At 40.2% G+C, this 26087-nt stretch carries 23 protein-coding genes; 13 read left to right on the forward strand and 10 right to left on the reverse strand.

The features are described from left to right. Positions 1-58 precede the first annotated feature (58 nt). Entirely contained in the window at positions 59-1744 is a 1686-nt protein-coding gene (locus H6G41_RS25960; protein WP_190750029.1) for a GAF domain-containing sensor histidine kinase, read from the reverse strand. Positions 1745-2100: 356 nt separating this feature from the next. Between H6G41_RS25960 and H6G41_RS25965 the strand changes: the two genes are divergently transcribed. Both H6G41_RS25965 and H6G41_RS25970 read left to right on the forward strand, forming a co-directional pair. Continuing rightward, positions 2101-3294: an NAD(P)/FAD-dependent oxidoreductase gene (locus H6G41_RS25965; RefSeq protein ID WP_190750031.1), complete on the forward strand. Its 1194-nt coding sequence runs from the start codon at positions 2101-2103 to the stop codon at positions 3292-3294. Positions 3295-3376: 82 nt separating this feature from the next. Continuing rightward, positions 3377-4051, forward strand: coding sequence for an HAD family hydrolase (locus H6G41_RS25970; RefSeq protein ID WP_190750032.1), 675 nt, complete (start codon positions 3377-3379; stop codon positions 4049-4051). An 83-nt stretch (positions 4052-4134) separates the two neighbouring features. On the opposite strand, the gene H6G41_RS25975 is transcribed toward H6G41_RS25970, so the two are convergent. Next, positions 4135-4875, reverse strand: a complete 741-nt coding sequence (locus tag H6G41_RS25975) for a M50 family metallopeptidase (protein ID WP_190750034.1) — start codon at positions 4873-4875, stop codon at positions 4135-4137. Positions 4876-5160: 285 nt separating this feature from the next. On the opposite strand from H6G41_RS25975, the gene H6G41_RS25980 reads away from it, so the two are divergent. Further along, entirely contained in the window at positions 5161-6450 is a 1290-nt protein-coding gene (locus tag H6G41_RS25980; RefSeq protein WP_190750036.1) for an OFA family MFS transporter, read from the forward strand. A 198-nt stretch (positions 6451-6648) separates the two neighbouring features. Here H6G41_RS25980 and H6G41_RS25985 read toward each other — a convergent pair whose 3' ends face one another. The 5 genes from H6G41_RS25985 to H6G41_RS26005 all read right to left on the reverse strand — a co-directional run bounded on the left by H6G41_RS25985 (position 6649) and on the right by H6G41_RS26005 (position 10327). Further along, on the reverse strand, positions 6649-7572 hold the full coding sequence (locus H6G41_RS25985; protein WP_190750038.1) for an FHA domain-containing protein: 924 nt from the start codon (positions 7570-7572) through the stop codon (positions 6649-6651). A gap of 330 nt (positions 7573-7902) precedes the next feature. After that, positions 7903-8625 carry a 6-phosphogluconolactonase gene (gene pgl, locus H6G41_RS25990; RefSeq protein ID WP_190750040.1) on the reverse strand — a complete coding sequence of 241 codons (723 nt, stop codon included), beginning with the start codon at positions 8623-8625 and terminating at the stop codon, positions 7903-7905. After that, entirely contained in the window at positions 8622-8735 is a 114-nt protein-coding gene (locus H6G41_RS25995; RefSeq protein ID WP_199316315.1) for a ribonuclease PH, read from the reverse strand. The genes pgl and H6G41_RS25995 overlap by 4 nt, the downstream gene beginning before the upstream one ends. Before the next feature lie 102 nt (positions 8736-8837). After that, positions 8838-9578: a ribonuclease PH gene (rph, locus tag H6G41_RS26000; RefSeq protein ID WP_190750042.1), complete on the reverse strand. Its 741-nt coding sequence runs from the start codon at positions 9576-9578 to the stop codon at positions 8838-8840. A gap of 134 nt (positions 9579-9712) precedes the next feature. After that, positions 9713-10327: a nucleoside monophosphate kinase gene (locus tag H6G41_RS26005; protein ID WP_190750044.1), complete on the reverse strand. Its 615-nt coding sequence runs from the start codon at positions 10325-10327 to the stop codon at positions 9713-9715. Positions 10328-10671: 344 nt separating this feature from the next. Here H6G41_RS26005 and H6G41_RS26010 point away from each other — a divergent pair, with 344 nt between their 5' ends. Together H6G41_RS26010 and dcd are read left to right on the forward strand one after the other, a co-directional pair. After that, positions 10672-11208, forward strand: coding sequence for a P-loop NTPase family protein (locus H6G41_RS26010; protein WP_190750046.1), 537 nt, complete (start codon positions 10672-10674; stop codon positions 11206-11208). 85 nt (positions 11209-11293) lie between these two features. After that, positions 11294-11863, forward strand: coding sequence for a dCTP deaminase (gene dcd / locus H6G41_RS26015; RefSeq protein ID WP_199316317.1), 570 nt, complete (start codon positions 11294-11296; stop codon positions 11861-11863). Positions 11864-11882: 19 nt separating this feature from the next. Here the strand turns inward: dcd and thyX are convergent, their stop codons facing one another. Continuing rightward, a complete protein-coding gene (thyX, locus tag H6G41_RS26020) occupies positions 11883-12605 on the reverse strand; it encodes an FAD-dependent thymidylate synthase (RefSeq protein WP_190750084.1) in 723 nt (240 codons plus the stop codon). Positions 12606-12756: 151 nt separating this feature from the next. On the opposite strand from thyX, the gene H6G41_RS26025 reads away from it, so the two are divergent. From H6G41_RS26025 to H6G41_RS26035, 3 genes are all read left to right on the forward strand, one after another. Further along, positions 12757-12972, forward strand: coding sequence for a chlorophyll a/b-binding protein (locus tag H6G41_RS26025; protein WP_190750050.1), 216 nt, complete (start codon positions 12757-12759; stop codon positions 12970-12972). Between the two features lie 661 nt (positions 12973-13633). After that, entirely contained in the window at positions 13634-15121 is a 1488-nt protein-coding gene (locus H6G41_RS26030; protein WP_190750052.1) for a DUF4114 domain-containing protein, read from the forward strand. Positions 15122-15329: 208 nt separating this feature from the next. After that, entirely contained in the window at positions 15330-15917 is a 588-nt protein-coding gene (locus H6G41_RS26035; RefSeq protein ID WP_190750054.1) for a thioredoxin family protein, read from the forward strand. Between the two features lie 111 nt (positions 15918-16028). On the opposite strand, the gene H6G41_RS26040 is transcribed toward H6G41_RS26035, so the two are convergent. Further along, positions 16029-16541, reverse strand: a complete 513-nt coding sequence (locus H6G41_RS26040; RefSeq protein WP_190750056.1) for a hypothetical protein — start codon at positions 16539-16541, stop codon at positions 16029-16031. 453 nt (positions 16542-16994) lie between these two features. Between H6G41_RS26040 and aroA the strand changes: the two genes are divergently transcribed. From aroA to H6G41_RS26065, 5 genes are all read left to right on the forward strand, one after another. After that, positions 16995-18344: a 3-phosphoshikimate 1-carboxyvinyltransferase gene (gene aroA, locus H6G41_RS26045; RefSeq protein ID WP_190750058.1), complete on the forward strand. Its 1350-nt coding sequence runs from the start codon at positions 16995-16997 to the stop codon at positions 18342-18344. Positions 18345-18701: 357 nt separating this feature from the next. Further along, positions 18702-19052, forward strand: a complete 351-nt coding sequence (locus tag H6G41_RS26050; protein ID WP_190750060.1) for a phospholipid-binding protein — start codon at positions 18702-18704, stop codon at positions 19050-19052. A 228-nt stretch (positions 19053-19280) separates the two neighbouring features. Beyond that, entirely contained in the window at positions 19281-19673 is a 393-nt protein-coding gene (locus H6G41_RS26055) for a hypothetical protein (RefSeq protein ID WP_190750062.1), read from the forward strand. A 180-nt stretch (positions 19674-19853) separates the two neighbouring features. Continuing rightward, positions 19854-22973, forward strand: a complete 3120-nt coding sequence (locus tag H6G41_RS26060) for a tetratricopeptide repeat protein (RefSeq protein WP_190750064.1) — start codon at positions 19854-19856, stop codon at positions 22971-22973. 42 nt (positions 22974-23015) lie between these two features. Continuing rightward, on the forward strand, positions 23016-23897 hold the full coding sequence (locus H6G41_RS26065; protein WP_190750066.1) for an FkbM family methyltransferase: 882 nt from the start codon (positions 23016-23018) through the stop codon (positions 23895-23897). Positions 23898-24029: 132 nt separating this feature from the next. Here H6G41_RS26065 and bchB read toward each other — a convergent pair whose 3' ends face one another. Next, positions 24030-25556: a ferredoxin:protochlorophyllide reductase (ATP-dependent) subunit B gene (gene bchB, locus H6G41_RS26070; RefSeq protein WP_190750068.1), complete on the reverse strand. Its 1527-nt coding sequence runs from the start codon at positions 25554-25556 to the stop codon at positions 24030-24032. Positions 25557-26087 lie beyond the last annotated feature (531 nt).

Here is a 26087-nt window from a genome sequence, read left to right on the forward strand (position 1 = left end):
CTACCTATAGGAAATTTCTATAAATTTGAGAAAAAGCTCATTACTAAATATAAATTTTTCATGTATTTTGGAATGCTGGAATTTCAATACAAAAAGTAGTTCCTTCTCCATGCTGAGATAAACAACGCAGCGATCCGCCATGTTTCTCGATAATTTGGTGACTAATAGATAAACCTAATCCAGTACCTTTGCCAGTTGGTTTGGTAGTAAAAAATGGTTCAAATAATCTTTCTTTGATATTTTCAGGAATACCTGGGCCATTGTCAGTAATTTGGATTTTCAATAAATTAGAGTTAACTAGCTCAGTAGAAATACGAATTTGGAAGTTATTACTACTTTTATCAGCAATCATTGGCCATTGACAACTAATCATAGATTCTTCTAAAGCATCGATAGCGTTAGCAATTAAATTCATAAATACCTGATTTAGCTGATTCGCATAGCCTTCAATCAAGGGAATATCGCCATAATCTTTGACAATATGAATACCTAAGTTCTTTTCTCTGGGCTTCAATCGTCCTTGCAGAATTAGTAATGTACTATCAATTCCTTCGTGAATGTCTACTGGTTTCATCTCCAGTTGATCCAATCGCGAGAAATTGCGTAAAGATAAAGCAAGTTGGCGCATTCGACCAACACCTAAATTCATCGAAGAGAGAATTTTGTTAAGGTCTTCTATGAGAAATTCTAAATCTAAATTGTCCAACGCAGCTTGAATTTCTCCAATTGGCTGAGAATAATGTTGTTGATAAAGTTGCAATAAATTGAGAATTTCTTGGGTATATTCTTGAATATGGCTGAGGTTACCACTAACATAGTTAATGGGATTGTTAATATCGTGAGCCACTTCAGCAACTAAATTACCTAAAGAAGACATTTTTTCACTTTGAATCAGCTTCGTTTGTGTCTGCTGGAGTTCAAAAAGGGTGCGCTGGAGTTGTTTAGCCTGTTCTTGAGCCACTTTGGCCGCAGTACAGCTTTGTTCGTAAAGTAAAGCTCTTTCAATTGCTCCTGCTGCTTGCAATGCCAAAATACTTAGCAGCTTCCAGTCTTTAGTAGAGTATGTAATAGGAGTTTCACTGCACATAACAATTGCTCCAATCATCTTGGTTTTAGAAGTTAGGGGAACACAAATTAAAGAACTTACCCTAGGTGAAAGATGAGTAAATCGAGGATCGGTTGAGACATGATTAAGTATTTCACCTTGACCTGATTGGAGAATTGTACCGACAATTCCTTGACCCAATGTCAGAGGTTCTACCCAATTGTCAATCTGTCCAGATTTCCAAATAATTCTGAACCAATTTGTGTTGTCATCTAGCAACAAAATTGCACTACTGGTAGATTGAATAAAATTTTTAGCTTCCTCAATAACTAATCGGGCAATTTCTTGAACATCTAGACTGGCTGTAACTTGTGTAGATAAGTCTTGAAATAAATCAATTTCCTCATACTTGTCTAATAATTCCTTAGTAACTGCTTTTTTTTCGTATTGCTGTTGTGCTAAGTAAGAAATTAGAGCCGCAATAGTAGTAGTATTGTGGTCAGTAATTACCCAACCAATAATTTCTTCTTCTACCTTCACTGGGTATTTATGGATGCTGATAGCATGATTAATGCCAATTAGTGGTTTACCGTCTACATCTTCAATGCAGATAGCAGTATCCATATCCATTTCGAGTTGAGTGAGAATGGCCAGGAATTCTTTTTGGCTGACTAATTTGCGGAAATTGATTGAAATCATCTAAATTTGGCACTACCAGTTCCTAAAATTGCGGTTTTCAAGCTGAGCGGAAGGCATACTCATAGTTTGCCAACCTCTCCAAAATTAATTATGGTTTGAGACTGACAAGGAGACGGCCAAACAAGGAAACAAGGAAGGGAGAATTTTTCACCCTGCAAAGTTTGCCTACCAGAATACTGGGAAAGATTAGTGAATTGAGTAGCTTTGATGAGCTTAGGTTTATTATTCCCAAGTTAGATAAGGTAACAAACATCCCTGCAAATGCCCTATGTCCAATGCCTTATGTTCAAGAGGGGAAATAAATCATTACACTGAGAGTTAGTTGCCTAGATGGGATTGAATGTCCCGAAGAAAAGATGACTCAACGAACTCAGAGAATTGCGATCCTTGGTGGAGGCTTTGGTGGTCTGTATACTGCTTTGCGCTTGAGCCAGTTACCTTGGGAGTCTACCGCTAAACCGGAAATTGTTCTAGTAGATCAAAGCGATCGCTTTTTATTTTCTCCTCTACTCTACGAATTACTCACTGGCGAACTCCAAACTTGGGAAATTGCGCCACCTTTTGCTGAACTTCTCCAAGGCACAGGTGTACGCTTTTATCAAGCGGTGGTTGCAGGAATTGATGTAGACCAGCAACGGGTACAGTTACAAGATGGCCCGGAAATTCCCTACGATCGTTTAGTACTAGCCTTAGGTGGAGAAACCCCCTTGGATTTTGTTCCCGGTGCGACCTCCTACGCCTACCCTTTCCGCACAATTGCTGATGTCTATCGTTTGGAAGAACGCTTGCGGGCGTTGGAAGAATCTGATGCTGATAAAATTCGCGTGGCAATTGTTGGTGCAGGTTACAGCGGTGTTGAGTTGGCTTGTAAATTAGCAGATAGGTTAGGGGAAAGAGGACGTTTCCGCCTGGTAGAACTGAGTGACCAAATTTTACGTACCTCGCCCGAATTTAACCGGGAAGCTGCCAAAAAAGCTTTGGATGCAAGAGGCGTATTTATTGATTTAGAAACCAAAATAGAATCTATTGCTCAAGATACTATTTCTCTAGAGTATAAAAATCAAGTAGACACAATTCCTGTTGATTTAGTGATTTGGACTGTAGGAACTAGAGTGAGTCCAGTTGTCCAATCCTTACCTCTCAAACATAATCAGCGCGGTCAAATTACGACTACAGCAACTTTGCAAGTTCCAGAACATCCGGAAATTTTTGCTTTGGGAGATTTAGCCGACTGTATTGATGCTCAAGGTCAGCAAATCCCGGCTACTGCACAAGCTGCTTTTCAACAAGCAGATTATACAGCTTGGAATATCTGGGCTTCTCTGTGCGATCGCCCTTTATTACCTTTCCAATATCAAAAGTTAGGGGAAATGTTGTCATTGGGTGTAGATAATGCTACCCTCACAGGCTTAGGAATCAAGTTAGATGGTTCATTGGCTTACGTAGCCCGTCGTCTGGCTTATCTATATCGTTTGCCTACTTTAGATCACCAACTAAGAGTTGGTTTTAATTGGCTAGTCCGTCCTATTATAGAATCACTTTCTCGGTAGCAAATAGTGCGTAAATATAACTATGCACTGAAGCTGTATTCAGGCAAATCTCAAATCCAGGACTCAAAAGCATAACATTTTGATGGAACGACCGAAAGTAATTTTTTTAGATGCTGTAGGCACACTCATCGGGGTAAAAGGCAGCGTGGGCGAAGTTTATCGGCAAATCGCCCAGGAATTTGATGTAGATGTTCCCGCTGATACATTGAATCAAGCATTTTACGAGAGCTTTAAAGCCGCACCACCGCCAATATTTCCCGATGCAGACTCACAAGATATACTCCAGCGAGAATTTGATTGGTGGCGGATTATTGCTCTCAATACTTTTGACAGCGCCGGCGTTCTCAAGCAATTTTCTGACTTTTCAGCTTTTTTTAGCGAATTATATATCCATTTTGGCACTGCGGAACCGTGGTTTGTTTATCCGGATGTTCTCCCAGCTTTGGTAAATTGGCGGCGAATGGGGATTGAGTTAGGTGTATTGTCTAATTTCGATTCCCGGATTTATTCGGTGCTGCAAAGTTTGGGGTTGAGAGACTTTTTCACCTCTATTACTATTTCTACCCAAGCCCGTGCAGCTAAACCCGACCCGCAAATTTTTGCTGTTGCTTTAGAAAAGCATAACTGCTCGCCTGACGCTGCATGGCACATTGGCGACAGTGTAGAAGAAGACTATAACGGTGCTAAAGCCGCAGGGTTGAGAGGTATTTTGATCAACCGCGAGCAAAAGCCGGCACTCAGCAGTCCATCGTTGTAGTGTGGCGCACGGTGAGCGAAGTCGAACCGTGCGTGATTTGCTTTGCTTGCGTTGTGACGGAAGTTTGTTGGGGTGCTAGATGATTAATGACGGTAGGCGACTTGGAGACTACGGGCTAAAATCACCAAAGATGCGATCGCCATTAATCCACCCCAAAACCAATAAGGTAATAATAAATACTGCTGCATTTGGGCTGTATCGGACAAACCTAAGTAACCAGCCCGATAGCTAAATAAGTAATTTAGTTGATGGTATGTACTTATACAAGCTTGTACGCCTAAAAATTGAATACTAAAGCCTTGTACCCAACGCGGTGCTTTGAAGGCAATACCTAGGATAATTAAGGCTAATACAGGAATTGCTATAAAACCAAATAAGGAACGTACCCAAACCAAGGTGGAAAGTAGCAAAACGCCACCCAATATTTTTAAACTGAGGGAAGCGGCTTTAAAACTGCGAGAGGCGAGAATTAAGGCTGCACCGGCAATTGGCGGCCCCATTGGCCCGGCAGCGGCAACTAAAGCAGGGCCGATTGACCCTAACGAGGAAGCGATGCGATAAGTTGCTACACCCGAACCATTACCAAAAATCTCTAATTTAAGAAACTGTCCCCCTAACATCAGTGCCATTAAGCCGTGACCCATTTCATGAAACCAAGTAGCAAGGATAGTAAACGGGTATAAAATGTAATCTCCTGCTGGGACTTGCCAGAGGACAATAGTTGCGATCGCGGCAGCAATTAACCAAGTTAGCCCCATCCGTTCAACTTCTTTTGGTGCTTCTTGGGAAAGCAAGTTTGCAAAATCCTTTCCTGGTTCCCTCATGTTCACTTCCTTAAAGTAATTACCTCAAAGGCTTGAGTGTATTCTCTTCCATGCTAATCTCTATCTGGGGCATTGGGCATGGGGCATTGGGCGGCTTTCCCAGCTTAAAGCAAGTGGCAGGAGCATTCTCTCGGAGTTTAGCTAAAGAGTACAACGCTTAATTTACAGTTAAGTTTGGTTATTTTTGCTATTGAAAAATTACTAAATATTACTTTTTGGCTATATAGCTTTTTACGCAATATCTCCCTCAGGTAACCTTGATTTTAGTTACCAATATTGTAAACAATGAGTATCAACAATAATTTTGACAATTATTTGTCAAATGAGGTCAAACTATTTGGTTTACCTGCGGAAAAAGGGCGATGGCTACTAATTCCCTTGGGTATGATTGTTTTACTCTGTTTAGGAACAGCTTATTCTTGGAGTATTTTCCGGAATACGATTGAAAAGTCATTACAGGTAGGGGCAATAGAAAGTTTGCTACCTTTCACAATTTGGTTAGTGGTACTTTCAATTTTGATGCCCATTACTGGTTTTTATCTGGAAAAAATTGGCTCACGCTTGGTGACTACGGTGGGAGCAATTGTGATGGGGATGGGTTACATCGCTTCGGGTTTTGTAAATAGTATCCCTTTGCTAATTATTACCTACGGTATTATTGCTGGCGCTGGTGTAGGGATGGTTTATGGTGTACCGCTGGCTGTGAATGCTAAATGGTTTCCTGATAAAAAGGGTTTAGCTGTTGGCGTGACGGTAATTGGCTTTGGTTTATCACCATTGGTAACTGCACCTTTAGCGAGAAATTTAATTGCTGTTAATGGTGATAAAGGTTGGCAACCGACGTTAATTATTTTTGGTATTGCTTTTACCCTGATTCTGTTAGCGATCGCACCGGTGATGAAATATCCCCCCACAGACTGGCAACCTGCGGGCTGGAAACCACCAATGCAACAGAACAACTTCAACAACGATAGCAATCCACCTTTATTAAAATCCCTGAACTTTTATGGCTTGTGGTTATGCTTTACCATCGGTACTTTTGGCGGGTTAGCAGCAATTGGTATTGCTAGTCCAGTAGGGATAGAAATTATTGGTTTAGATAAAAATACAGCCGCCAGTGCTGTGTCCTTATTTGCGGTATTTAATGGGTTAGGTAGACCTTTATTTGGTTGGATTAGCGATCGCTTTCAGCCCAAAAATGCAGCGATCGTTTCCTATGTATTGATTATGATTGCCTCGATTATCATGCTGAGTGCGACTAAAGGAGCGATCGCCACTTATATCGTAGCTTTTAGTTTAATTTATCTGGCTTTTGGTGGTTGGATGGCAATAGGGCCCACATCTACTTTAATTCTCTTTCGCAGTCAGGATTATGCCCAAAATTACGGTATAGTATTTACTGCCTTTGGTATGGGTGCGTTATTGGGAACTGTAATTGCTGGTAATATCCGTGATATTTTTGGTAACTATTTACCATTTTTTCTCATCACCATTGGATTGTCTATTTTGGGAATTATTCTGGCTGTATTTTTACTCAAACCAAGTATTAAAAAATCTCAGTTGAATTTAACTTGATACGAAAAGTGTCATCCTCATTCCCATAATTTTTGCAACAAATCAATTCAAGTATGCTTAAGGGCACAACATTGTTATTGTTGTGCCCATATTGATATATGGCATTATTTGCGGAAGTTGATCAAGATTTTTAGAGATTTTTGTAGTCAGGACTTTAGCCTTAATATTAATAACTAAAGCCTTGACTACAAAATTAACTTAAGTAAGTTGGAAGAGGAATGTTACCAAATCGCCCTTACCCAAACTGATGCGATCGCCTGGTCTGAGGCGGTGTCTGTTTCCTGGTAATAGGGGCAAATTGTTGATATAGGTACCATTGGAACTACCAACATCTTCAATATAAAAAGCATCTCCCTCAACGCGAATATCTGCATGAATCCGCGAGACAATTTCCGAATTGGGAAATCCTGAGACATCCACATCTGGGGGAATGCGATCGTTGGGTTTGCCGATATGAATTACAGACAGTGTTTGTGGTAATTCAATATTGGTATCGCTTTGAACGTGGAATAGTTGTGCAGTTATCTGCTGTAATTGGGTTCTGGCAGGACTAACAGCAGGCGCTGGCGGTACTGCGGCGACTGGTTCTGGTTCTGGTTCTGGTTCTGGTACTACTGCAACTGGTTCTGGTTCTGGTACTACTACAACTGGTTCCGGTTCGGGGACTGCGGCGACTGGTTCCGGTTCCGGTGCAGGAGTAGGAAAGGTTTGTTCAGAAACTACAGGTTGTGCAGGAGTAATTTCTACTGCTATTGGCGCAACTGGTGGTGCTGCTGGTACCTCTGGTGGCACAGCCACTGCTGTTGGTGGTAAAGGTGAAGCTGCAACCGGATTGGGAATTGCTGATGGGTCTGGTTGTATCAGTTCAACAAGAGGATCAGGAGTAACCAATGGCGGTACTTCTAAGGGAACGTCAGGGGCGACAGTTGCTGCTACCGCTGTTGGAGGCGCTGCGGCACTTGCCCGCAAGTTATGGCCACACTGACCACAGAAAGCGGCATCTGCCTGCACAGTTGCCCCACAGTTGGGACAGTTGTTAGTCGCTGGTAACGGCGTATAACATGCTTCGCACTGGACAGCGCCGTCTGGGTTAGGGTGATTGCAATTAGGGCAGACGATCATGGATTTCAGCCTTTGTTCAAGCTCATCGTAAAATGGGACTGGCAAGCAGAGAAGCGACTCTAGCTTTCAATTTTAAACAATTACTCCTGATAAGTTAACATGCGTCTCAATTAAACATTGTTCCTGGAGACCTTGCGGGTGATGTTATTACCTGCATAAGGGAAAACCCCTCGCTGTCATTAGTTTTTGCTGACAAAGTTTTCATTACTGAAAATCTCACAAGAGACTTGGCAATTTGCCCATTGTCAACACCAATGACATATGACTAATAACAGAGGAAGATCCGGAATAATCCAGATCTCCTTTCCAGGCAATACCGCTGTTGGAAAATTAACTAGGGAGTTCCGCACCCGCCGCCGCATCTAGCAGCCACCAAAGTTCTCCTTGGGGTTGAATTAAGCGTGATGGGTAAGTAAAGTCATCGGCTACGGGTGCAAATACTTGAGCTAAAGCTGGGCGTTTATTAGCACCTGCAACTACAAAAATGACGCTGCGAGCCGAGTTGATGAATGGGTAGGTAAAAGTGATGCGGATACTGGTATCTTTATTACCCACAGTAATTAAGCGATCGCTTACTTTTAAGGCTTCGGTATGTGGAAATAAGGAAGCCGTGTGCGCATCATCACCCATTCCTAGCAAAACTACATCCAAAGCGGGAAACTCTCCGGATGCAGAATTAAAAAAGTTATGCAAATGACGTTCGTACTTCACTGCTGCTACTGCGGGATCGGCTTCCAAAGTTGGCATAGGGTGAATATTCGTCTCTGGCATCTCAACCCGGTCTAGCCAAGCACGACGCGCCATCAGTTCATTGCTGTCAGGATGATCTGGGGGAACATAACGTTCATCTCCCCAGAATACATGGATTTTATCCCAAGGCAGTTTTTGATTAGCGATCGCCTCATACAACGGCTTAGGTGTACTGCCGCCAGATAAGGCGATAGTAAACCGCCCCCGCTCTTGAATAGCAGTATCTATCTTGGACAGAATCAAGTCTAGCGCTCGTTTAACTAGAGCGGACTGATCCGGTAGAACTTCGACCGTTTTGTTCATGGCTTTATCATCATTTTGCCTGCTTCCAGCAATACAATACCGAATTTATTACAATCCCCCGTTTGAACTTTTGAAACTTTTAAGATCAGTTGTCGATGGGCATGGCGCATTGGGCATTGGTCAATGGTCATCCCCCTTCCCATGTCCTCCATGTCCCCCTTGTCTCCCTTGTCTCCCTTGTCCCCCCTGCCCCCTGCCCAATGCCCCATGCCCTAATTCACAAAAATCTCCTTCCAGTCGGTAATAGCTTCCCGTTGGGCGATGAGTAATTCCTGAATGCCTTGTTCACCAACATCTAATAACTGATTCAACTGTTTGCGGCTAAAGCTGCCTTCTTCTGCTGTTCCCTGGATTTCAATTACATCTAGATTTTGATTCATAACGACGTTGAAATCTACTGTGGCGGCTACGTCTTCGATATAGTTGAGATCTAAAAATGGCTCTCCTTCTAATAAACCCACGGAGACTGCGGCTATTTGGCCGCATAAAGGCGATCGCTCGATTTTCCCTTGCTGTAATAATTGAGAAATGGCGTTGGCTAAGGCGACGAAGGAACCTGTAATGGCTGTGGTTCGCGTTCCCGCATCTGCTTGCAAGACATCAGCATCTACGGTTAACGTGCGTTCTCCTAAAGCTTCAAAATCTAAGGCAGCCCTTAAGCTACGTCCAATTAACCGTTGAATTTCTTGGGTACGTCCCGATAATTTCATCAATTCCCGTTCTTGCCGTTGTTGTGTGGCGCTGGGAAGCATTCGATACTCAGCAGTTAACCAACCTTTACCGCTACCGGCGAGAAACTTGGGTACTCCTTCGGTAACGCTGACCGTACATAGTACTTTCGTATCACCACATTTTGTCAGCACAGAACCAGGGGCAAAGCGGGTAAAGCCACTGTCAAAGCTGATGGGACGGAGTTGGTCGGAGTACCGGCCGTCTGGACGCTGCCAAACCATTGGAGTTGCCTCTGAATTTTTATAGAGAATACTGCCTTAAGGTTACCTTAATGTCATAGTGTCTCTAGATGGTCTGTGGTATAGCCAGCGCCAAACTTATGTCAGGAAATTGCTAATAAAAATTGCAGATTTTTTTAATGAACTGCTAGCAGGTTGAGAATATGGTGATGTACTAGTTCTGGTGATTGGTCGCCATTAATTGTTAACAAGCGGCGACGACGGTCGTAATATTCGAGTATAGGAATAGTGCGATCGTAAAATAACTCTATCCGCCTCTGGACGATTTCGGATTGCTCATCTTTGAGCGATCGCCCTAAACAACGATTAACCATAATAGCTTCTGGTACTTGTAAATAAATTGCCCAGTTTAATTTTTGTCCTAAATATTCCAATAAAAAATCTAATTCTTCAGCTTGGAAAGCGGTACGCGGATAGCCTTCCAATAGCCAACCCGACTGTAAATCCGGCTGTGTCAGCTGCATCCGAATTAAGTCAATCATCATTTCGTCAGGGACTAGCTCACCTTTGGCTATGTATGGTTGTGCATAGCGTCCCAAATCTCCCAAATCATTGATGTGATTATTGAGACCTGACTGCAAAGCATCTTCTCGTAAGGATGGCGAGTCAACAGAAATTGCCTCTCGTAAAATTTCCCCTGTAGAAATTTTAGGAATATCAAAGTGTCTACAAAGTTTTTCTGCTTGAGTGCTTTTCCCCGATCCTGAACCACCCAGAATCACCAATCTCACAACAATTCACTCCTCATCCTGTTAAATTTATTACTTACTTACTCTGTTGTGCCCAAACAGATGGTCAATCTAACATCTGCTGATTCAGAGCGCTTGCACCCAGGTTGTTGATGAATTGGCACTGCTAGTTTTGTGTTTTGAGTTTTATGAAGACTTGCATTTATGCTCGATCAATGCCAATATCATTAACTCTTGACTTTCACACAAAGGTAGTGATTGACTAAAAATGCAACTTGCCCAATAAAATACATTTGGGAAAATCTGATTGATTATACAAGTTAATTGGCGATCGCTTGTTTCAGCAAAATCTCTCTGTGAATTTGTAATATTTTAAACTTCGTTTTATGGTAGCTCAGCTAGATACCTCAAGTGTAAATTCGACCATTAATTTATCATCTCCCATCGAAGGGCTAGTACAAGTTTTTACTAGCTCACACCGTAACTTTTTCACAACTGTTATGGCTCAAGCACTGAGAATTGCCGGACAAGGCACACCAGTGTTAGTAGTACAATTTCTCAAAGGTGGCATTCGCCAAGGGCATGAACGACCGATTCAAATGGGGCAAAATTTAGATTGGATTCGTTGCGATTTGCCTCGTTGTATCGATACACCACAGTTAGACGATACCGAAAACGAAGCTTTACAAAAACTGTGGCAACATACACAAAAGGTAGTATCCGAGGGTAAGTATTCTCTCGTTGTTTTAGATGAGTTAAGTTTAGCGATCAACTTTAATTTAATCCCAGAAGCTGAAGTTTTAGCATTCTTAGCCAAACGCCCTCCCCATATCGATATCATCCTGACTGGGCCAGATATGCCCAAATCTTTGTTGGATGTAGCCGATCAAATCACCGAAATCCGGCGCAGTCATAGCCCGTGAACAATGTGTCACTTCACGATATTCTAGTAATTCTGTTTAAATTAGCTGTGGACTTGTGATTAAAAACGATATTTGGATTACTCAAATGGCCCAAAAGGGTATGATTTCGCCTTTTGAGCCTACTTTAATTAGAAAAGTACAACAAAACGCAGAAACAGACTTCAAACCAGTTATTAGCTATGGTTTATCTTCTTATGGCTATGATATTCGCCTTTCATCTGCTGAATTCCGCATTTTTCGCCACATTCCTGGAACTGTTATCGATCCCAAAAACTTTAATCCGCAGAATTTAGAGTCAACACCTCTACATACGGATGTTAATGGTAATTATTTTATCTTACCTGCTCACTCCTATGGTTTGGGCGTAGCTTTAGAGAAACTAGAGGTTCCCAATAACATTACCGTTATTTGTATTGGTAAATCCACTTACGCTCGCTGTGGAATTATAGCAAATTTAACACCTGCTGAGGCTGCTTGGCGGGGTCATTTAACTTTGGAATTTTCTAATTCTTCCAGTGCTGACTGTCGCATATATGCCAATGAAGGTGTTGTGCAATTGCTCTTTTTAGAAGGCGAACCCTGCGCAATTAGTTACGAAGCTCGTCAAGGTAAATATCAAGATCAATCTGAAAGGGTCACCTTAGCGAAAGTTTAAGGCTGAAGTTAGCCATGAGTTAGGGTGCTAATCTCGCCTTACCCAGGCGCGATTTTTCATACCATTCTGCGATCGCGGGTACCCAATCGGTAAAATGAGGCCACATCATTTCACATAACTTTTGAATTTCCAGTTGAGCGTCTTTCTTGTTTCTGAGGTCGCAAAAATGCAAGAAAGACCTTAAATTGAAACTCACAACAAAGTGCTGGCGATAATCAAAAGGCATTTTACCTCTAGCATGTTCCTCAGACATTCCAGCTTCAAAGTCAGCTTTATATCGTTTCGCTGCTTCTAAACACCACTGTAAATCTGATGCTCTTTGTTCTGGTGAGTAATAATATTTTTTACCTTGTCTATCAGTGTAATAACCAACAGGGCGCAAGTAGAAAACATCTTCAATATCTTTCTTACCCTCTACTACATCAATAAACTGGTTACCCGTATACCTCAAGGATTGGACATCGAATGATACCGCCACCCTGTGTGTACGCGCCTGTTGCATGACACTGTGGGGAAAGTAGCCACAGTTAAAAATTATTTGGGGATGCTCTAAAGGCCCATAATGTCCCCTTTCTCCAGCTAAAAGTCGCTTGACAATAATTTCGCCACATTGAGACTCAGATGGCCATGAGTCCCGTTCATCATACACGAACCCCTCAGTGTAGTCCTGGTGCATGGCGGCATAAATCACCTGCTGAGGATTGGGTGTTTTGCTAATAACCTCTACGCGAAATCGATCCATGAGTATGCAGCCTGTTGGTGAGACATCTCCAAGAGAACGATTCACTATCATATCTCTGCCTTGGACTTGATTCAACTTACTCATTTACTTTACAAAACTTAATTGATTGCGTTACACTTTGTTACATAGCAAATCAAAGCGGGAAAATCTTATGCGTACAAATACTTCCATCGTTGATGACCAAGGTTTGATGAACAACTTTGCGCTTGAGCCAAAGGTATATGTAGATGAGCAAGGCGATCGCACTGGCTTTACACCCTATGCAGAACTCGTCAATGGTCGTTTAGCAATGATTGGTTTTGTGTCTCTAATTGTTTTAGAAGTTGTTACAGGACACGGTATTTTTGGTCTTTTGGCAAATCTGTAAATAGTAATTTTAATTTTTATCCAGCAATTTTCAATAATTTGTGACAAATAAAATCCCTGACTTTGTCAATATGTCAGGGATTTTGTGATGAAATTCACTAAATATTGACCCAAATCAAATACTATCGAAATTAAATTTGATGTTTTGAAAAATATTCTTATTTGTAGAGTGGAGAATGCCTACATAGGTATATTCCAGAAATCAAATATAAATCATAATTTTATGGATATTCAGAAAAATTTACGCAACTGGCATATTATTTTAAGTTCGTAGTGAGTTAGCGCGGTCTTGGGAAACCACAAATTTTCTGGAATTTTCCAAAAAACGTTGTATTTTCTTGGAAGTGTTGTATTAGAGAAAAATAATTTTCTTTATAGAATCTATCTCTGTGAATACCGAAATTATTTCAGGAAATCATAATATATTCAGAAATAATTGCGTATATCTCCTAAATATTATCTAGTCTTTTTTTTGTTAAATTTGAATATCAATCCTGAAGCAACAGCAGATTTATCAACTAAATGCTGCTGTATCCATATTGGACTAAAACTTTAGTTTAAAGATGACACAATACCGTGCATCGATAACTAAAATTTTAGTTTAATTTTGCATGATTTCAAACCGGAAATTTTTTTGAGAGTAAGACTCAATTTTTTAAACAATGTCTCTTTTAGATCCTGGTGTGTTTAATGTCGGACTTGATGGTCAAGTCAGTATTGAATTTTTAGCTGATGGTGGTAGTTATCTTGGAGAACTCGGCCTCTTCAGTTTGAAGGGGATGGAAAATTTACAACTTGGTTCGGTGGAATTTGTTCAAGAATCTGCCCGTCGGATTCTGAGTAATTCTCAAGCTGGTTATCTCGCTATTTCCGACATTCAAGAGGGCGCTAAATTTAGCGGAAATTTAGGGGAAGGAGAAAAAAATCATGGTGGCTTTTTAGGAGAGAAAAGCTATACCATGATTGCTGGGGAGCAGTTTGCTTTCTTACTATTACCTAATGGGAAAATCCAAGAATTATTAGATGCTCCTAAGCAAGATAAAACTGCCATATTTTCGATTGCTAATGCTAATACTGACAAATCTGTTCATTTTGCCCAACTCGGACAGGGAACAGATAAAGGTGCTACTTTTGGCGTAGAAGATGTACTTGCTCATCAAAATTCTGATTGGGATTACAACGATATCATCTTTCAAATTAAGGGAGCTACGGGAAAAACATCTCCGTTAGATGCATTAATTAACTCAAAAAAAGAGTGGCGCAATACAGAATTAGGAAAACAACTAATCAATTACGCTCAACAAGTTAGCCAATTTATGACTTTGGCTGCTCCGTTTGATAGTGCTTATGCTGTAACTAGTCTTGGGGAAGTACCAGGACTACCTATTCCTTATGTAGGATTAGCTTTTAAACCAGACGATCCTAATACTTTGTTAATTGGTTCTACACCCCAAACAGAAGACAGCCAAATTTTTGCGATCGCACTCAAACGGGATGCCAATAATCATATTATCGGATTTACGGGTACAGCGACCTTAGTGGCTGCTGCACCTGGGTTAAATGGCGGATTAATTGATGCTGGCTTGGGGTTTGGCCCGGAAAATGTCTTATTCTATACAACTTGGAACGACAATACAGTAGGGCAAATCAAACCAGGTAGTTCTAGTCCTGACAAGCAAATAGATTTAAATGAACTTGGTTTTGAGGCTTCTGCTGGGGGTTTGACTTTCGTACCTCAAGGGTTTCCTGGTGCTGGGCGATTAAAAATTACTTCCTACGATACTGGTAATTTTTATGACACAACTGTGTCTGCTGATGGTATGGGGACTTGGAATATTGCACCTCCCAATAAATCAGTTAATCTCAGTGGCGGCCCTGATGCCTTTGTTTATGTATCTGCTTCCATGCCAGAATTTAAGAGCCAGCGCATCTTAATGACAGAGCAAGATGCTGACAAAGTTGCCGTTTACAACATCGATGAAAATGGCGATCCCATTAGCAGCAGCCGCCAAGACTTTTTAACTGGAATTGATGGCCCCATTGGCGCAGCAATTGACCCATTAACGGGTGACTTTTTCTTTTCTACCTATTCTTTTGGAGACTTTAATCCACATGGATTTAATCAAGTTGTGGTAGTAAAGAATATTTGAAAATATAGCCTCTTTACAGTAAATTAAGTAAACAGATAGGGCACAAATTTGTTGTGCCTTTATTTTGTGGTTTTATTTTGTTATACCAATTCAAATAATGTTTGCGATACATCAATTTATGCTATAGGACAAGATAATGCCCCTACAATCTGTCGTATTCTTTTTTTAAATTGGTATTATCTACTAGAGAAATCTTATTTGGTAAATTATGGCTTTAACTGCTTCGACAATGTTGCCCATAGGCACAATTGCTCCGAATTTTCATCTACCAGAAGTAGTATCTGGAGAAGTAATTTCTTTGGCTAATTTTGCTGATAAAAAAGCACTGTTAGTGATGTTTATTTGTCGGCATTGCCCATTTGTAAAACATATTCAACAACAATTAGCACTGTTAGGAGAAGACTATATTAACAGCGATTTAGGAATAATTGCTATTAGTGCTAATGATGCCGAAAATTATCCAGATGATGCGCCAGATTCTTTAAAAGCAATGGCGACAGAACAGGGGTTCAAATTTCCCTTGTGCTACGACGAAAGCCAAGAAACAGCAAAGGCTTATACAGCTGCTTGTACTCCTGATTTTTTTGTATTCGATCGGGAACGTAAACTTGTATATCGCGGACAATTAGATGATAGCAGACCCAGTAATGGTAAACCTGTCACAGGTGCGGATTTACGTGCAGCTATTGAGGCGGTGTTAGCGGGTAAATCTGTGTCAGATGAGCAAAAACCTAGCATTGGCTGCAATATTAAATGGAAAGCTGGGAATGCGCCTAGTTATTTTGGTAGGGGCTAGGGATTAGAGGCTAGAAGCTAGGGAAGGAGGACTAATGACTAATGACTACCTACGAAAAAATTCACCCTCACTATGATTTTTAAGGGCGTGAGGGTGAAGGTAAATTTGCGATTAGTGTTTGATTTCCAAATTAAGTATGTAGCGTCCCAATTGGACTTTGTCTGCCCATAATTCGTATTCTATCCGCAAATGTTCTGGTAAAGATTGTCCAGTGAGAACCATAGCAGTTGTAAAATTTCGCAGACGGATAGGCTCATTAGGTTGCAATGACTCAGTTGGTAACCAGTAACGACTAACTCCATAAACACCCTGTTCCCAGAAGTGACGATAACTCACTTGAGCGTTACCTTGCATGGTCATTATTACCCGATATGGGGAAATCTCTAACCACAAAATCCTGGGACTGCTGGGTGCATAAGCACTACTCCTTTTTTGGAGAGGCGCATCCTCTGGATTTTGGGAATTTACTATTTCGCAGCTAATTAAAGGCGGTGCGGTCAGGAGTAAATGAAAGCGGTCAGTATCTTTTTGATACAATGTTCCGGCAGTTTCCACAACAGACCAAACTGGTAGGTCAGTGGAAATTAGTGATAAACAAACAGGCTTGCGGTGATGGGTCAGCATGGGAGCGATAAGGGCTAAAAGCTATTGAACAACAAAAAATCAACACCAGGGTATCTAGCAGTCCAGGGTCAGAAACTAAACAGCAAAACATGCTTAGATATTAACTGAATCTGCTTATTTGGTAAGCCAGATAAATAAATATGAAAATAGTTAGGGTACGAATTTATCAAGCAAAAACTGCGATTTTTATCCGGAAACTCAATTTAAAAGTAAATTTATTGAATATATTGTAAATAATCTTAAGATAACCGAATTAAGTATAGCGGATAGTCTAGAGTCCAAAGTCAATAGCCCAAAGTAATTAATATTGACCAATGATTAATAACCACTTTTGGAAGATTTGATTAAGTTTCATAGAACAAAAGGCGATAGGATACTAAAAAGGAAGTCAACAACTGCGGCATACGCAGTCGCTTATATACTTCCTGTGTGTTCAAAAGCCAGTGTATCCTAATGTCGGCTGCTGTAATAACCCAAGAAACGCAAACAGATCTTTCGCAAAAATTAATTATCCAGCGACCTCACTTTGGTTTGTCCTTGCAAGGTCGGATTCGGATTCCCGGTGATAAGTCTATCTCTCATCGTGCTTTGATGTTGGGGGCTATTGCCCAAGGTGAAACGGAAATTCAAGGTCTGCTTTTAGGAGAAGATCCGCGCAGCACTGCTAGTTGTTTTCAAGCTATGGGCGCGGAAATTTCGGAACTAAATACAGATTTAGTCAAGGTTAAAGGTATTGGGCTGGGAAATTTACAAGAACCAATTGACGTATTGAATGCTGGTAATTCTGGCACTACACTGCGTCTGATGTTGGGACTTTTGGCTTCTCATCCAGGGCGCTTTTTTACTGTAACAGGCGATCATTCTTTGCGATCGCGTCCCATGTCCCGCGTAGTTAAACCTTTGCAAGAAATGGGCGCGCAAATTTGGGGACGCAAAGGAAATTCTCTCGCCCCTCTAGCGATTCAAGGACAAGCCCTCAAACCAATTCATTACCATTCCCCCATTGCATCGGCACAGGTGAAGTCTTGTATTTTACTGGCTGGGCTAGCAACTGAGGGTAAAACTACGGTGACGGAACCAGCCCTTTCCCGCGACCATAGCGAAAGGATGTTACGGGCTTTTGGTGCGGAACTAAGTATAGATCCAGACACTAACAGCGTCACAATTACCGGGCCAGCCCAACTTTATGGACAAAAGGTGATAGTTCCTGGTGATATTAGTTCCGCAGCCTTTTGGTTAGTCGCAGGTGCAATTGTTCCTGGTTCGGAATTGGTGGTAGAAAATGTTGGCGTGAATCCTACTCGCACCGGGATTTTAGAAGCTTTAGCGATGATGGGCGCAGATATTCAACTGGAAAATCAGCGAGAAGTCGCAGGGGAACCAGTAGCGGATATTAGAGTGCGTTCCAGTAGTTTAAAAAGCTGTACTATTGCTGGCGATATTATACCAAGAATGATTGATGAAATTCCGATTTTGGCAGTAGCAGCCGTCTTTGCCCAAGGAACAACAATTATTCGCGATGCAGAGGAGTTAAGAGTTAAAGAAAGCGATCGCATTACCGTGATGGCGCAACAACTCAATAAAATGGGTGCTAAGGTTACTGAACTCCCCGATGGAATGGAAATTACAGGCGGTACTGCTTTAGTCGGGACTGATGTTGATAGCCATACAGATCATCGCATAGCCATGAGTTTAGCGATCGCCGCTTTAGTCACCACCGGGATCACGACAATTCACCGTGCAGAAGCAGCAGCGATTTCTTACCCTGACTTCTTTAATACCCTGACTGCGATCGTTAATTAATATAGTCAATAGTCATTAGTTATTAGACTATTGACTATTGACTAGTCACTAATTTTTTCATAAGTTCTATTTAATTATTTTTCTCTGTCCATAGATATTTTGTATAACCTGAATAGAAAATTAAGCAATATTAGGCTGGGATCGTCTATAAATAGACTGCTATTTTTAACAAAAAATAACAATCATTGACTTAATCTAGGATTTGTCATAAGTTAAATATTTCGTTGATATCTGCATACTTGATATAAATAATTTTTTCATTATTCATTTGCATGATGTTGGCTACAATCAATCTAAATCCACAACAAGTTAAAATACTTGCGTAAATTCAAGATTTAGCATTGGAGAAAATACATTATGGGCTGGTTACAAAGACTTTTTGGTATGGAAAAACCAGAAAATGCTCAAGTAAATCCTGAGCCTACTTTAGTAGCTGAGAATTCTGTGGAAGGTGAAACAGTTCCTATTGAAAGAATGGGATTGAATGGGGAATATGACCAAAGTGGTTTAGCTAAAAGAGTCGCCTTGGCTTTTGATGAAGATTCTCGCTTCGATGATATTAATACAATTTACGTTGCTCAATTAGGAACTAAAGTAGTTTTAAGAGGGCAAGTACCTGATGCAGATACTTTAAGTCAATTGGCTGAAGTTGCGGCTGGTGTAAGTGGTGCAACAGAAGTAGCCACTGATGAAGTTGCAGTTGGTTAAGTGATTTTTTGAATTAATTCCTTGATGAGACAGCAATTTTTTATCAGAGGATGTTTTAAAAGTTATCTTGTTGACAGGAAGCCAGGAAAGGAAATTCCTAAATATATATTTTTAGGTTAAATAGGCGAGTCAGAAGTACTTAAAATGCAACAAAATACTTTTTAAACAACCTCTATATGCTGTCTTCATCTGCCGAAGACAATACTTGATTTGGGGATGATATATTCCATGAATGCAAAAATTCAACTACGTAAATTTGGAGTTGGACTAACATTGTTAAGTGTTTTAATGTTAGCTAGTTGCGGTAATAAAACAGAAGAATCAGCTAGTAATAACGCTGAAAAACCAACGGCGGTTTCTCAAGTTAAGCCTGAAACAAAAGGTGAAACTTCCGCAACTGGAACTAATACAGCGATTTCCGCAGATGCGCAAAAGTTAGGCGTAAAACCTCAAGATGAGACTACTTGTCCTAGCAATGCATCTATTAAGGGGAAAGCTACTGCAAAGCGAGGAAATATCTACCATACTGCGAAGTTTCCTGATTATGCAAATGTAAAACCAGATATCTGTTTTAAAGATACCGCCACTGCGGAAAAAGCAGGTTTTACAGCGCCTAAGTAAGTGTTGCACGTTTAGCGATCGCACTTATAGTTTATTACCAGGGTGCGACATAGTTGTGCCCTGATAATTGTCTCTACTCACCATTACTTTTCTGCATCTAAATAATCAAAGTTTGTTAAAATTTTCCTGTTCTAGAGGGTTGCGAGAGTTATCTTAAGTAGTACATATAAAATTTTACTTATGTTACTACGTTTAATTACTATCAGCGCCCTATTAACACTAGCTGCGCCATCCCTACTATTTCATCGTTCAGCATCAGTTATCGCCCAAGCACCAACACCAACTGCTGAAGAAAAAATTACCGAAGCGATTACCTTAAATAATAATGGCGAAGGACTGGTATATAAAGATTTAGTGGGTTTAGGGGATTTGCAAGCTGGGTTAGAAATGTTCCAGCAAGCGTTGGCGATTTTCCAAAAATACAATGCTAAAGCTGGGGAAGCTAACGCCCTTACCAATATTGGCTATGTGTATCTGCGTCAGGGAAAATATTCTCAAGCACTGGAGTTTTTGCAACAATCTTTAGCTATCCGCAAACAAACACGAGATACCCAGAATGAATGGATACCTTTGTCCTATATAGGAGAAGTATACACAAATTTAGGTCAATATCCTAAGGCAGTTGAAGCTTATCAATCAACTTTAACTATTCTCAAACAACTGCAAGCTGCTAATCCTCAAGATTCTAGCTACGCTACAAGTCAACGCATTCTGCTGGCTGATACTGGGTCTGTATATTTTAGGATGGGTCAATATCAAAAGGCTTTAGAACTTTATCAACAAAGTTTAGCAATTTACAAAGCAAATAGCGATCGCGTTGGTAGTGCGGAGGCTTTAAATAATATTGGCGTTGTTTACATTAATTTAGGTAACTATACTCAAGCATTAGATGCTTATCAACAAGCTTTAACTCCTATTCAAGATTTCTGTTATCAACAAAAATCAACTTGCTTTTATGGTACAGAAGCAGCAATTTTAAATAATCTTGCAGGTGCTTACTTTAGCTTAGGACAATATCAAAAATCTTTAGAATTTGCTGAAAAATCTGCCAATATCTACAAAAAGTTCCGCACTGGTGAATATAAAGGCACAAATAAACAAGATATAAAATTACTCTACGATGCTCTCGGACAAAATCCCCAAGCTTTACAACAAGTTAGCAGTCGCGCGAATGTTGGCGATGCTTTTGGTAAAGATTCGTTTCAATTTCAAGGGGAAGCATTAAACCTAAATAATATCGGGCAAATTTATTTTAGCCAAGGTAATAATGAACAAGCACTCAGGCTATATCAACAAGCTTTAGCTATTTATCAAGAAAATAAATATCCCCAAGGAATTGCTGTCACCTTAAATAATATTGGCAGAGTTTACGCGAGTACCAGGAAATATAACCAAGCTATCGAGTCAAATCAGCAGGCGTTGACTAATTATAAAACAGTAGGCGATCGCACCGGCGAAGGTGTCACCCTCAGCAATCTTGGACAAATCTACCAGCAGCAAAAGCAATATGAAAAAGCTATCAGCTTATATCAGCAAGCTTTAGCTATACACCGGGAAGTCAGCGATAAAGTCAGTGAAGCTGCTACACTGAAGTACTTAGGGGATGTGTTAGCACAACAAAATCAGCCACAATTAGCGATCGCATTCTACAAACAATCAGTTAATCTTACCGAAACTATCCGCCAAAATTTGCGCGTTTTTCCTACAGATATTCAAAAATCCTATACAGAAACAGTCTCGGAAAGATACCGCCGATTAGCTGATTTATTACTCAAGCAAAACCGTTCAGCTGAAGCGCAACAAGTTTTAGATTTACTGAAAATACAAGAAGTACAAGATTTTATTGGTAATCATCGCGGAAGTAATCAAAAAATAGCGAATACTCAAACAAGAACAGCTAATAATGCTTCTCAGTCAGTACAAAACCTACCTTTAAAACCGCAAGAACAAGAAATATCGCAAAAATATAGCGCCATTCAAGATAAAGTCATTCTCTTAGGTAAAGAACTGACAAGCTTACGCAAAATTAATCCCAAAGAACGCACTTCAGCGCAAGAAAAGCGCATCGCAGAATTAGTAAAACTTGAGCAACAAGCTACCGCCGAATTTAATAAATTTATCAAAAGTCCGGCTGTAGTTGCTTTAACTCAGCAATTATCTGCAACATCAAGTCAAGAAAATCTCAGTTTACGCCAACTCAATTCCCTACGGGATAATTTACGCCAGTTAAATAACAAAGCTGTACTAATATATCCCTTAGTTTTAGAAGATAGATTAGAATTAGTCATCGTCACCGCAGACGCGCCACCAATTCATCGCACAGTAGCAGTAAAAAAAGAAGAGTTAGATCAAACAATTCAAGAATATCGCCAAAAAATCCAAGTACCCCGGAATAATATTAAAGAGTCAGCACTTAAATTGTATAGCTGGTTAATTAAACCTATAGAAAATGAGCTAAAACAAGCCGATGCAAAAACGATTATTTATGCTCCCGATGGACAATTAAGATACGTTCCCTTAGCTGGCTTATTTGATGGGAAAGAATGGCTAGCACAAAGATTTGTGGTGAATAACATTACATCTGCAAGTCTCACCAAATTTGACAACAAACCCCCGAAAAATCTTAATGTTTTAGCTGCTGCTTTTACCCAAGGCGATTATACAGTCAAACTTGCCAATCGCTCAGAAGTTTTTAGTGGTTTGCAGTTTGCTAAAACTGAAGTAGAAACCTTAGCTAAAACAATTCCTGGAACTAAGGTTTTATTAGATAAACTATTTAGTCCTTCAGGAACAATTCCCCAAATGAACGATTATAAAATCGTCCATTTAGCAACTCATGGATATTTAGTCAAAGGAAGTCCTGAAGATTCATTTATTTTGTTTGGTGATGGCGAACACGTAACTTTACGCGATATCGAAAATTGGTCTTTACCCAATGTCGATTTAGTAGTTTTAAGTGCTTGTCAAACAGCCTTAGGAGAACAATTAGGTAATGGACAAGAAATTCTCGGTTTAGGATATCAGATTCAACTAACAGGAGCCAAGGCATCTATTGCTTCATTATGGCCTGTATCTGATGGCGGTACCCAGGCGTTAATGAATGTATTTTATCAAGAATTGCGATCGGGTAAATACACCAAAGCTGAAGCCCTACAAAAAGCCCAAATAGCTTTAATTTCCGGCAATTATTCATCAAATAAGCAAAATAAAAGTAATAATAAGTTAATTGCTAATGCTGCAAACGAATTTAGTCATCCATTCTATTGGGCACCTTTTATTTTGATTGGTAATGGGCTTTGATATTTACCCTATAATATTACAATTGATTTTGTATTCAAATGTATGTTCAAATCATGGGAAGAAAAATTACGAAACCTACGAGTGGAAATATTAGGAATTGTTCCTGATATTTTTCTGAAACCTATTGCTGAATCTAACCATGTATTTAAGAAAATTTTACCTTATAATTTTTATATACTTTTAAATATCCAAGATAAATATATCGGTCGTCCACTCCTCATAAAAGGTAGCTATGAACAGTGGATATCAGACACATTTGCTAAATATCTCAAACCTGATTCTTGTGTAATAGATATTGGAGCTAATATAGGTTATTACAGTTTACTAGCTGCTAGCCAATGCCCTAATGGTAAAGTTTTTAGTTTTGAACCTGACAATCAGAACTTTCAACTATTGAAAACAAGTATTGCCTATAACGGATTTGATAATATTATCCAAGCATATAATTTAGCAGTCAGTGACATCAATAAAACTATTATGATTGCTGACCTTGGTAATACAGACAATTCTGGAGCAAAAGTTACTTCGACCAATGAAGATTTATTAAAATCTTTGGTTCCTGATACCGATATATGTTTAAAAAAGATAGAGGCTGTTCAACTTGATACTTTTTTAACAGACATTAAAGTAGATATAGTAAAAATTGATATTGAAGGTCATGAACCTTACGCCATCCGGGGAATGTTGAATATTATTAGACGAGATAAACCTGTTATCTTCGCAGAATTAGCACCTTCAAATATCAAACTATTCAGTGGAATGGAAACATCAGATTTCTTACAACCAATCTTAGATATTGGGTATAAAATTTCTGTAGTCGATAGAAGTAGCAGTTCGATTGAATTTAGTAATGATATTTCTGCTTTAATGAACTATTTTGAACAACAAAAAATTCATCATATTGATATTTTCTTAACAGCCTGAAGAGAAGTAAAGTCTAACTTCCAGATGAAATCTAGTACCACAAGGCAGAATTCAAAATTAAAACAGGTATACAGCCTTAATGTAGGGTAAAGAATGAATCTTTACCCCAATCTTCTCAATTAACTTCGTCAGCTAAGCACCGACAGCTTCCTTCGCAGCGTAAAGTACTTCAGAGTTGATGTCTTTAATACCGCGATCGCGCGCAAATTTTTCGGTGTTGCGTTTGACTTTTCCGCGCACAAATCCAGGAATTTTGTTTAATTCTGCTAAACCATCTTTTGTCCAATTTAAGTCAGATTCGGCAGAAATTCCTTTGGTAATCACTTCTTTGGTATCATGTCCCCCAAAGATTTCTAAAAGATGATCTTCCATTCCTAAAGTAAAGGAATTGTAGATTAAATCTGTGACTTGATTTGTACCCTCATAACCCAAGAATGGTTTGTAACCAATTGGGAAGTTTTGGACGTGGATGGGTGCAGCTATGACACCGCAGGGAATATTCAAACGCTTCCCAACGTGGCGTTCCATTTGCGTACCGAAGATTGCTGAGGGTTCGACGCGAGCGATCGCATCTCCAATTGCGCCATGATCGTCGGTGATTAATACTTCGTCGCAATATTCGCTGACTTGTTCGCGGAACCAATCTGCATCATATTTGCAGTAAGTTCCTGCCCAAACAACGTGAATCCCCATTTCTCGCGATAAAATCTTCGTCATGGCTGCTGCATGGGTGTTATCGCCAAACACGACGGCTTTTTTCCCAGTTAAGTTTTGGCAGTCAATGGAACGGGAGAACCAAGCAGCCTGGGATACATATAAAGTTTGCTCGTTGATGAACTCTTCGTAATTTACATCAGCACCTTGGCTATTAATCACCTGCTGAATTTTACGGATACAACGGGCAGTCTCAACTACACCCATTGGCGTAATATCTACGTAGGGAGTACCAAATTGTTCTTCGAGATAACGCGCTGTTGTTAAACCCAGTTCGCGGTAAGGTACTAGGTTAAACCAAGCTTGAGGCATTTTCTTCAATTCGTTGACAGATGCGCCTTCAGGAATCACGGTGTTTACCTCAATTCCCAAATCAGCCATCAGTCTTTTCAATTCAGTGCAATCATGCTGGTTGTGGAAACCCAGAGTAGAAATCCCGATGATATTCACTGAGGGGTTTGCAGTTTTACCTTCGGGAAGTTCGCCTTTTTTGCGGGCTTTTTCAATGTAGAATTGGACGATTTGTTGCAAAGTGCGATCGGCGGCTTGCAGTTCGTTGTAGCGGTAATGGTTGACATCCGCTAGCATGACATCGCCTTTAGTTTCTAGTTGTGCCCGTTCGACAAAGTTGTGCAAGTCTTCTTGCAAAATACTTGAGGTGCAGGTAGGAGTTAAAACAATTAAATCTGGGTGTTCCTCTGCATCTTTGCGGGTAATATTGTCTACCACCTTCTCCTGAGAACCGCGTGCTAAAACGTTGCGATCTACTACACTGGCTGTTACCGGAGTAAAGTTTCTTTCCCGCGATAGCATGGAGCGCATGACGTTAAAATAGTCATCGCCTAGCGGGGCGTGCATAATGGCATGGACATTCTTAAAAGAACTAGCGACTCGTAGCGTACCAATGTGCGCTGGCCCTGCATACATCCAGTAAGCCAATTTCATCAGTTTTTCTCCCTTTTAAACTGAAACAATACGCAGTCCGTTATATAGATGGACTTTATGATTGCGGAATCTCTCATCGTTGTTTGATTCTCTCAAAACTTGTAGCCTGAATAAAATGGGGTAATTATTAAGTTTCAATTCATGCGATCGCCCAAACCCTGTTAGCATCTGGGGTTTAGCGCTTAATTTTAACAACATTGATGTTGTTTAAGTGACATAAATCTTTATCTTTCTTGCCGAGAAGATCCGATAGAAAAGTACATAAAACTGGGCGAAAGTCCAGCCATAACAAGGAAGTTAATCCAAATTGTGGGATTGACACAAGATAACCTAACCCAGACAGGCGAGGAGTAGGAAGAATTTATCAAGGTGTGGCTTTTTGCTTCACGCATTATTCGCGTCCCCATTTCTAGAAAAGAGTGGGCTTTCTGCTCTAATCTTTGTAAGAGCGATCGCACTCTGTTGATCGAACAACTTGAGTATTTTTACTGTGGATTGTGAGTGAATATCGCGCAAAAGAAATGACTATTA

It is taken from the genome of Tolypothrix sp. FACHB-123, assembly GCF_014697075.1.
Lineage (GTDB): Bacteria > Cyanobacteriota > Cyanobacteriia > Cyanobacteriales > Nostocaceae > Aulosira.

What these genes read in the sequence shown, in the direction of transcription:
- rph (WP_190750042.1), bottom strand. Translation starts at nt 9,578, where the DNA reads ATGGTTTGGCAGCGTCCAGACGGCCGGTACTCCGACCAACTCCGTCCC.
- thyX (WP_190750084.1), bottom strand. Translation starts at nt 12,605, where the DNA reads ATGGATCGATTTCGCGTAGAGGTTATTAGCAAAACACCCAATCCTCAG.
- H6G41_RS26040 (WP_190750056.1), bottom strand. Translation starts at nt 16,541, where the DNA reads ATGCTGACCCATCACCGCAAGCCTGTTTGTTTATCACTAATTTCCACT.
- H6G41_RS26065 (WP_190750066.1), top strand. Translation starts at nt 23,016, where the DNA reads ATGTTCAAATCATGGGAAGAAAAATTACGAAACCTACGAGTGGAAATA.
- H6G41_RS26010 (WP_190750046.1), top strand. Translation starts at nt 10,672, where the DNA reads ATGGTAGCTCAGCTAGATACCTCAAGTGTAAATTCGACCATTAATTTA.
- H6G41_RS26060 (WP_190750064.1), top strand. Translation starts at nt 19,854, where the DNA reads ATGTTACTACGTTTAATTACTATCAGCGCCCTATTAACACTAGCTGCG.
- H6G41_RS25965 (WP_190750031.1), top strand. Translation starts at nt 2,101, where the DNA reads ATGACTCAACGAACTCAGAGAATTGCGATCCTTGGTGGAGGCTTTGGT.
- H6G41_RS26030 (WP_190750052.1), top strand. Translation starts at nt 13,634, where the DNA reads ATGTCTCTTTTAGATCCTGGTGTGTTTAATGTCGGACTTGATGGTCAA.
- H6G41_RS25960 (WP_190750029.1), bottom strand. Translation starts at nt 1,744, where the DNA reads ATGATTTCAATCAATTTCCGCAAATTAGTCAGCCAAAAAGAATTCCTG.
- H6G41_RS25970 (WP_190750032.1), top strand. Translation starts at nt 3,377, where the DNA reads ATGGAACGACCGAAAGTAATTTTTTTAGATGCTGTAGGCACACTCATC.
- H6G41_RS26035 (WP_190750054.1), top strand. Translation starts at nt 15,330, where the DNA reads ATGGCTTTAACTGCTTCGACAATGTTGCCCATAGGCACAATTGCTCCG.
- pgl (WP_190750040.1), bottom strand. Translation starts at nt 8,625, where the DNA reads ATGAACAAAACGGTCGAAGTTCTACCGGATCAGTCCGCTCTAGTTAAA.
- aroA (WP_190750058.1), top strand. Translation starts at nt 16,995, where the DNA reads ATGTCGGCTGCTGTAATAACCCAAGAAACGCAAACAGATCTTTCGCAA.
- H6G41_RS25995 (WP_199316315.1), bottom strand. Translation starts at nt 8,735, where the DNA reads ATGCGCCATGCCCATCGACAACTGATCTTAAAAGTTTCAAAAGTTCAA.
- H6G41_RS25975 (WP_190750034.1), bottom strand. Translation starts at nt 4,875, where the DNA reads ATGAGGGAACCAGGAAAGGATTTTGCAAACTTGCTTTCCCAAGAAGCA.
- H6G41_RS25980 (WP_190750036.1), top strand. Translation starts at nt 5,161, where the DNA reads ATGAGTATCAACAATAATTTTGACAATTATTTGTCAAATGAGGTCAAA.
- H6G41_RS26050 (WP_190750060.1), top strand. Translation starts at nt 18,702, where the DNA reads ATGGGCTGGTTACAAAGACTTTTTGGTATGGAAAAACCAGAAAATGCT.
- H6G41_RS26025 (WP_190750050.1), top strand. Translation starts at nt 12,757, where the DNA reads ATGCGTACAAATACTTCCATCGTTGATGACCAAGGTTTGATGAACAAC.
- bchB (WP_190750068.1), bottom strand. Translation starts at nt 25,556, where the DNA reads ATGAAATTGGCTTACTGGATGTATGCAGGGCCAGCGCACATTGGTACG.
- H6G41_RS25985 (WP_190750038.1), bottom strand. Translation starts at nt 7,572, where the DNA reads ATGATCGTCTGCCCTAATTGCAATCACCCTAACCCAGACGGCGCTGTC.
- dcd (WP_199316317.1), top strand. Translation starts at nt 11,294, where the DNA reads ATGGCCCAAAAGGGTATGATTTCGCCTTTTGAGCCTACTTTAATTAGA.
- H6G41_RS26055 (WP_190750062.1), top strand. Translation starts at nt 19,281, where the DNA reads ATGAATGCAAAAATTCAACTACGTAAATTTGGAGTTGGACTAACATTG.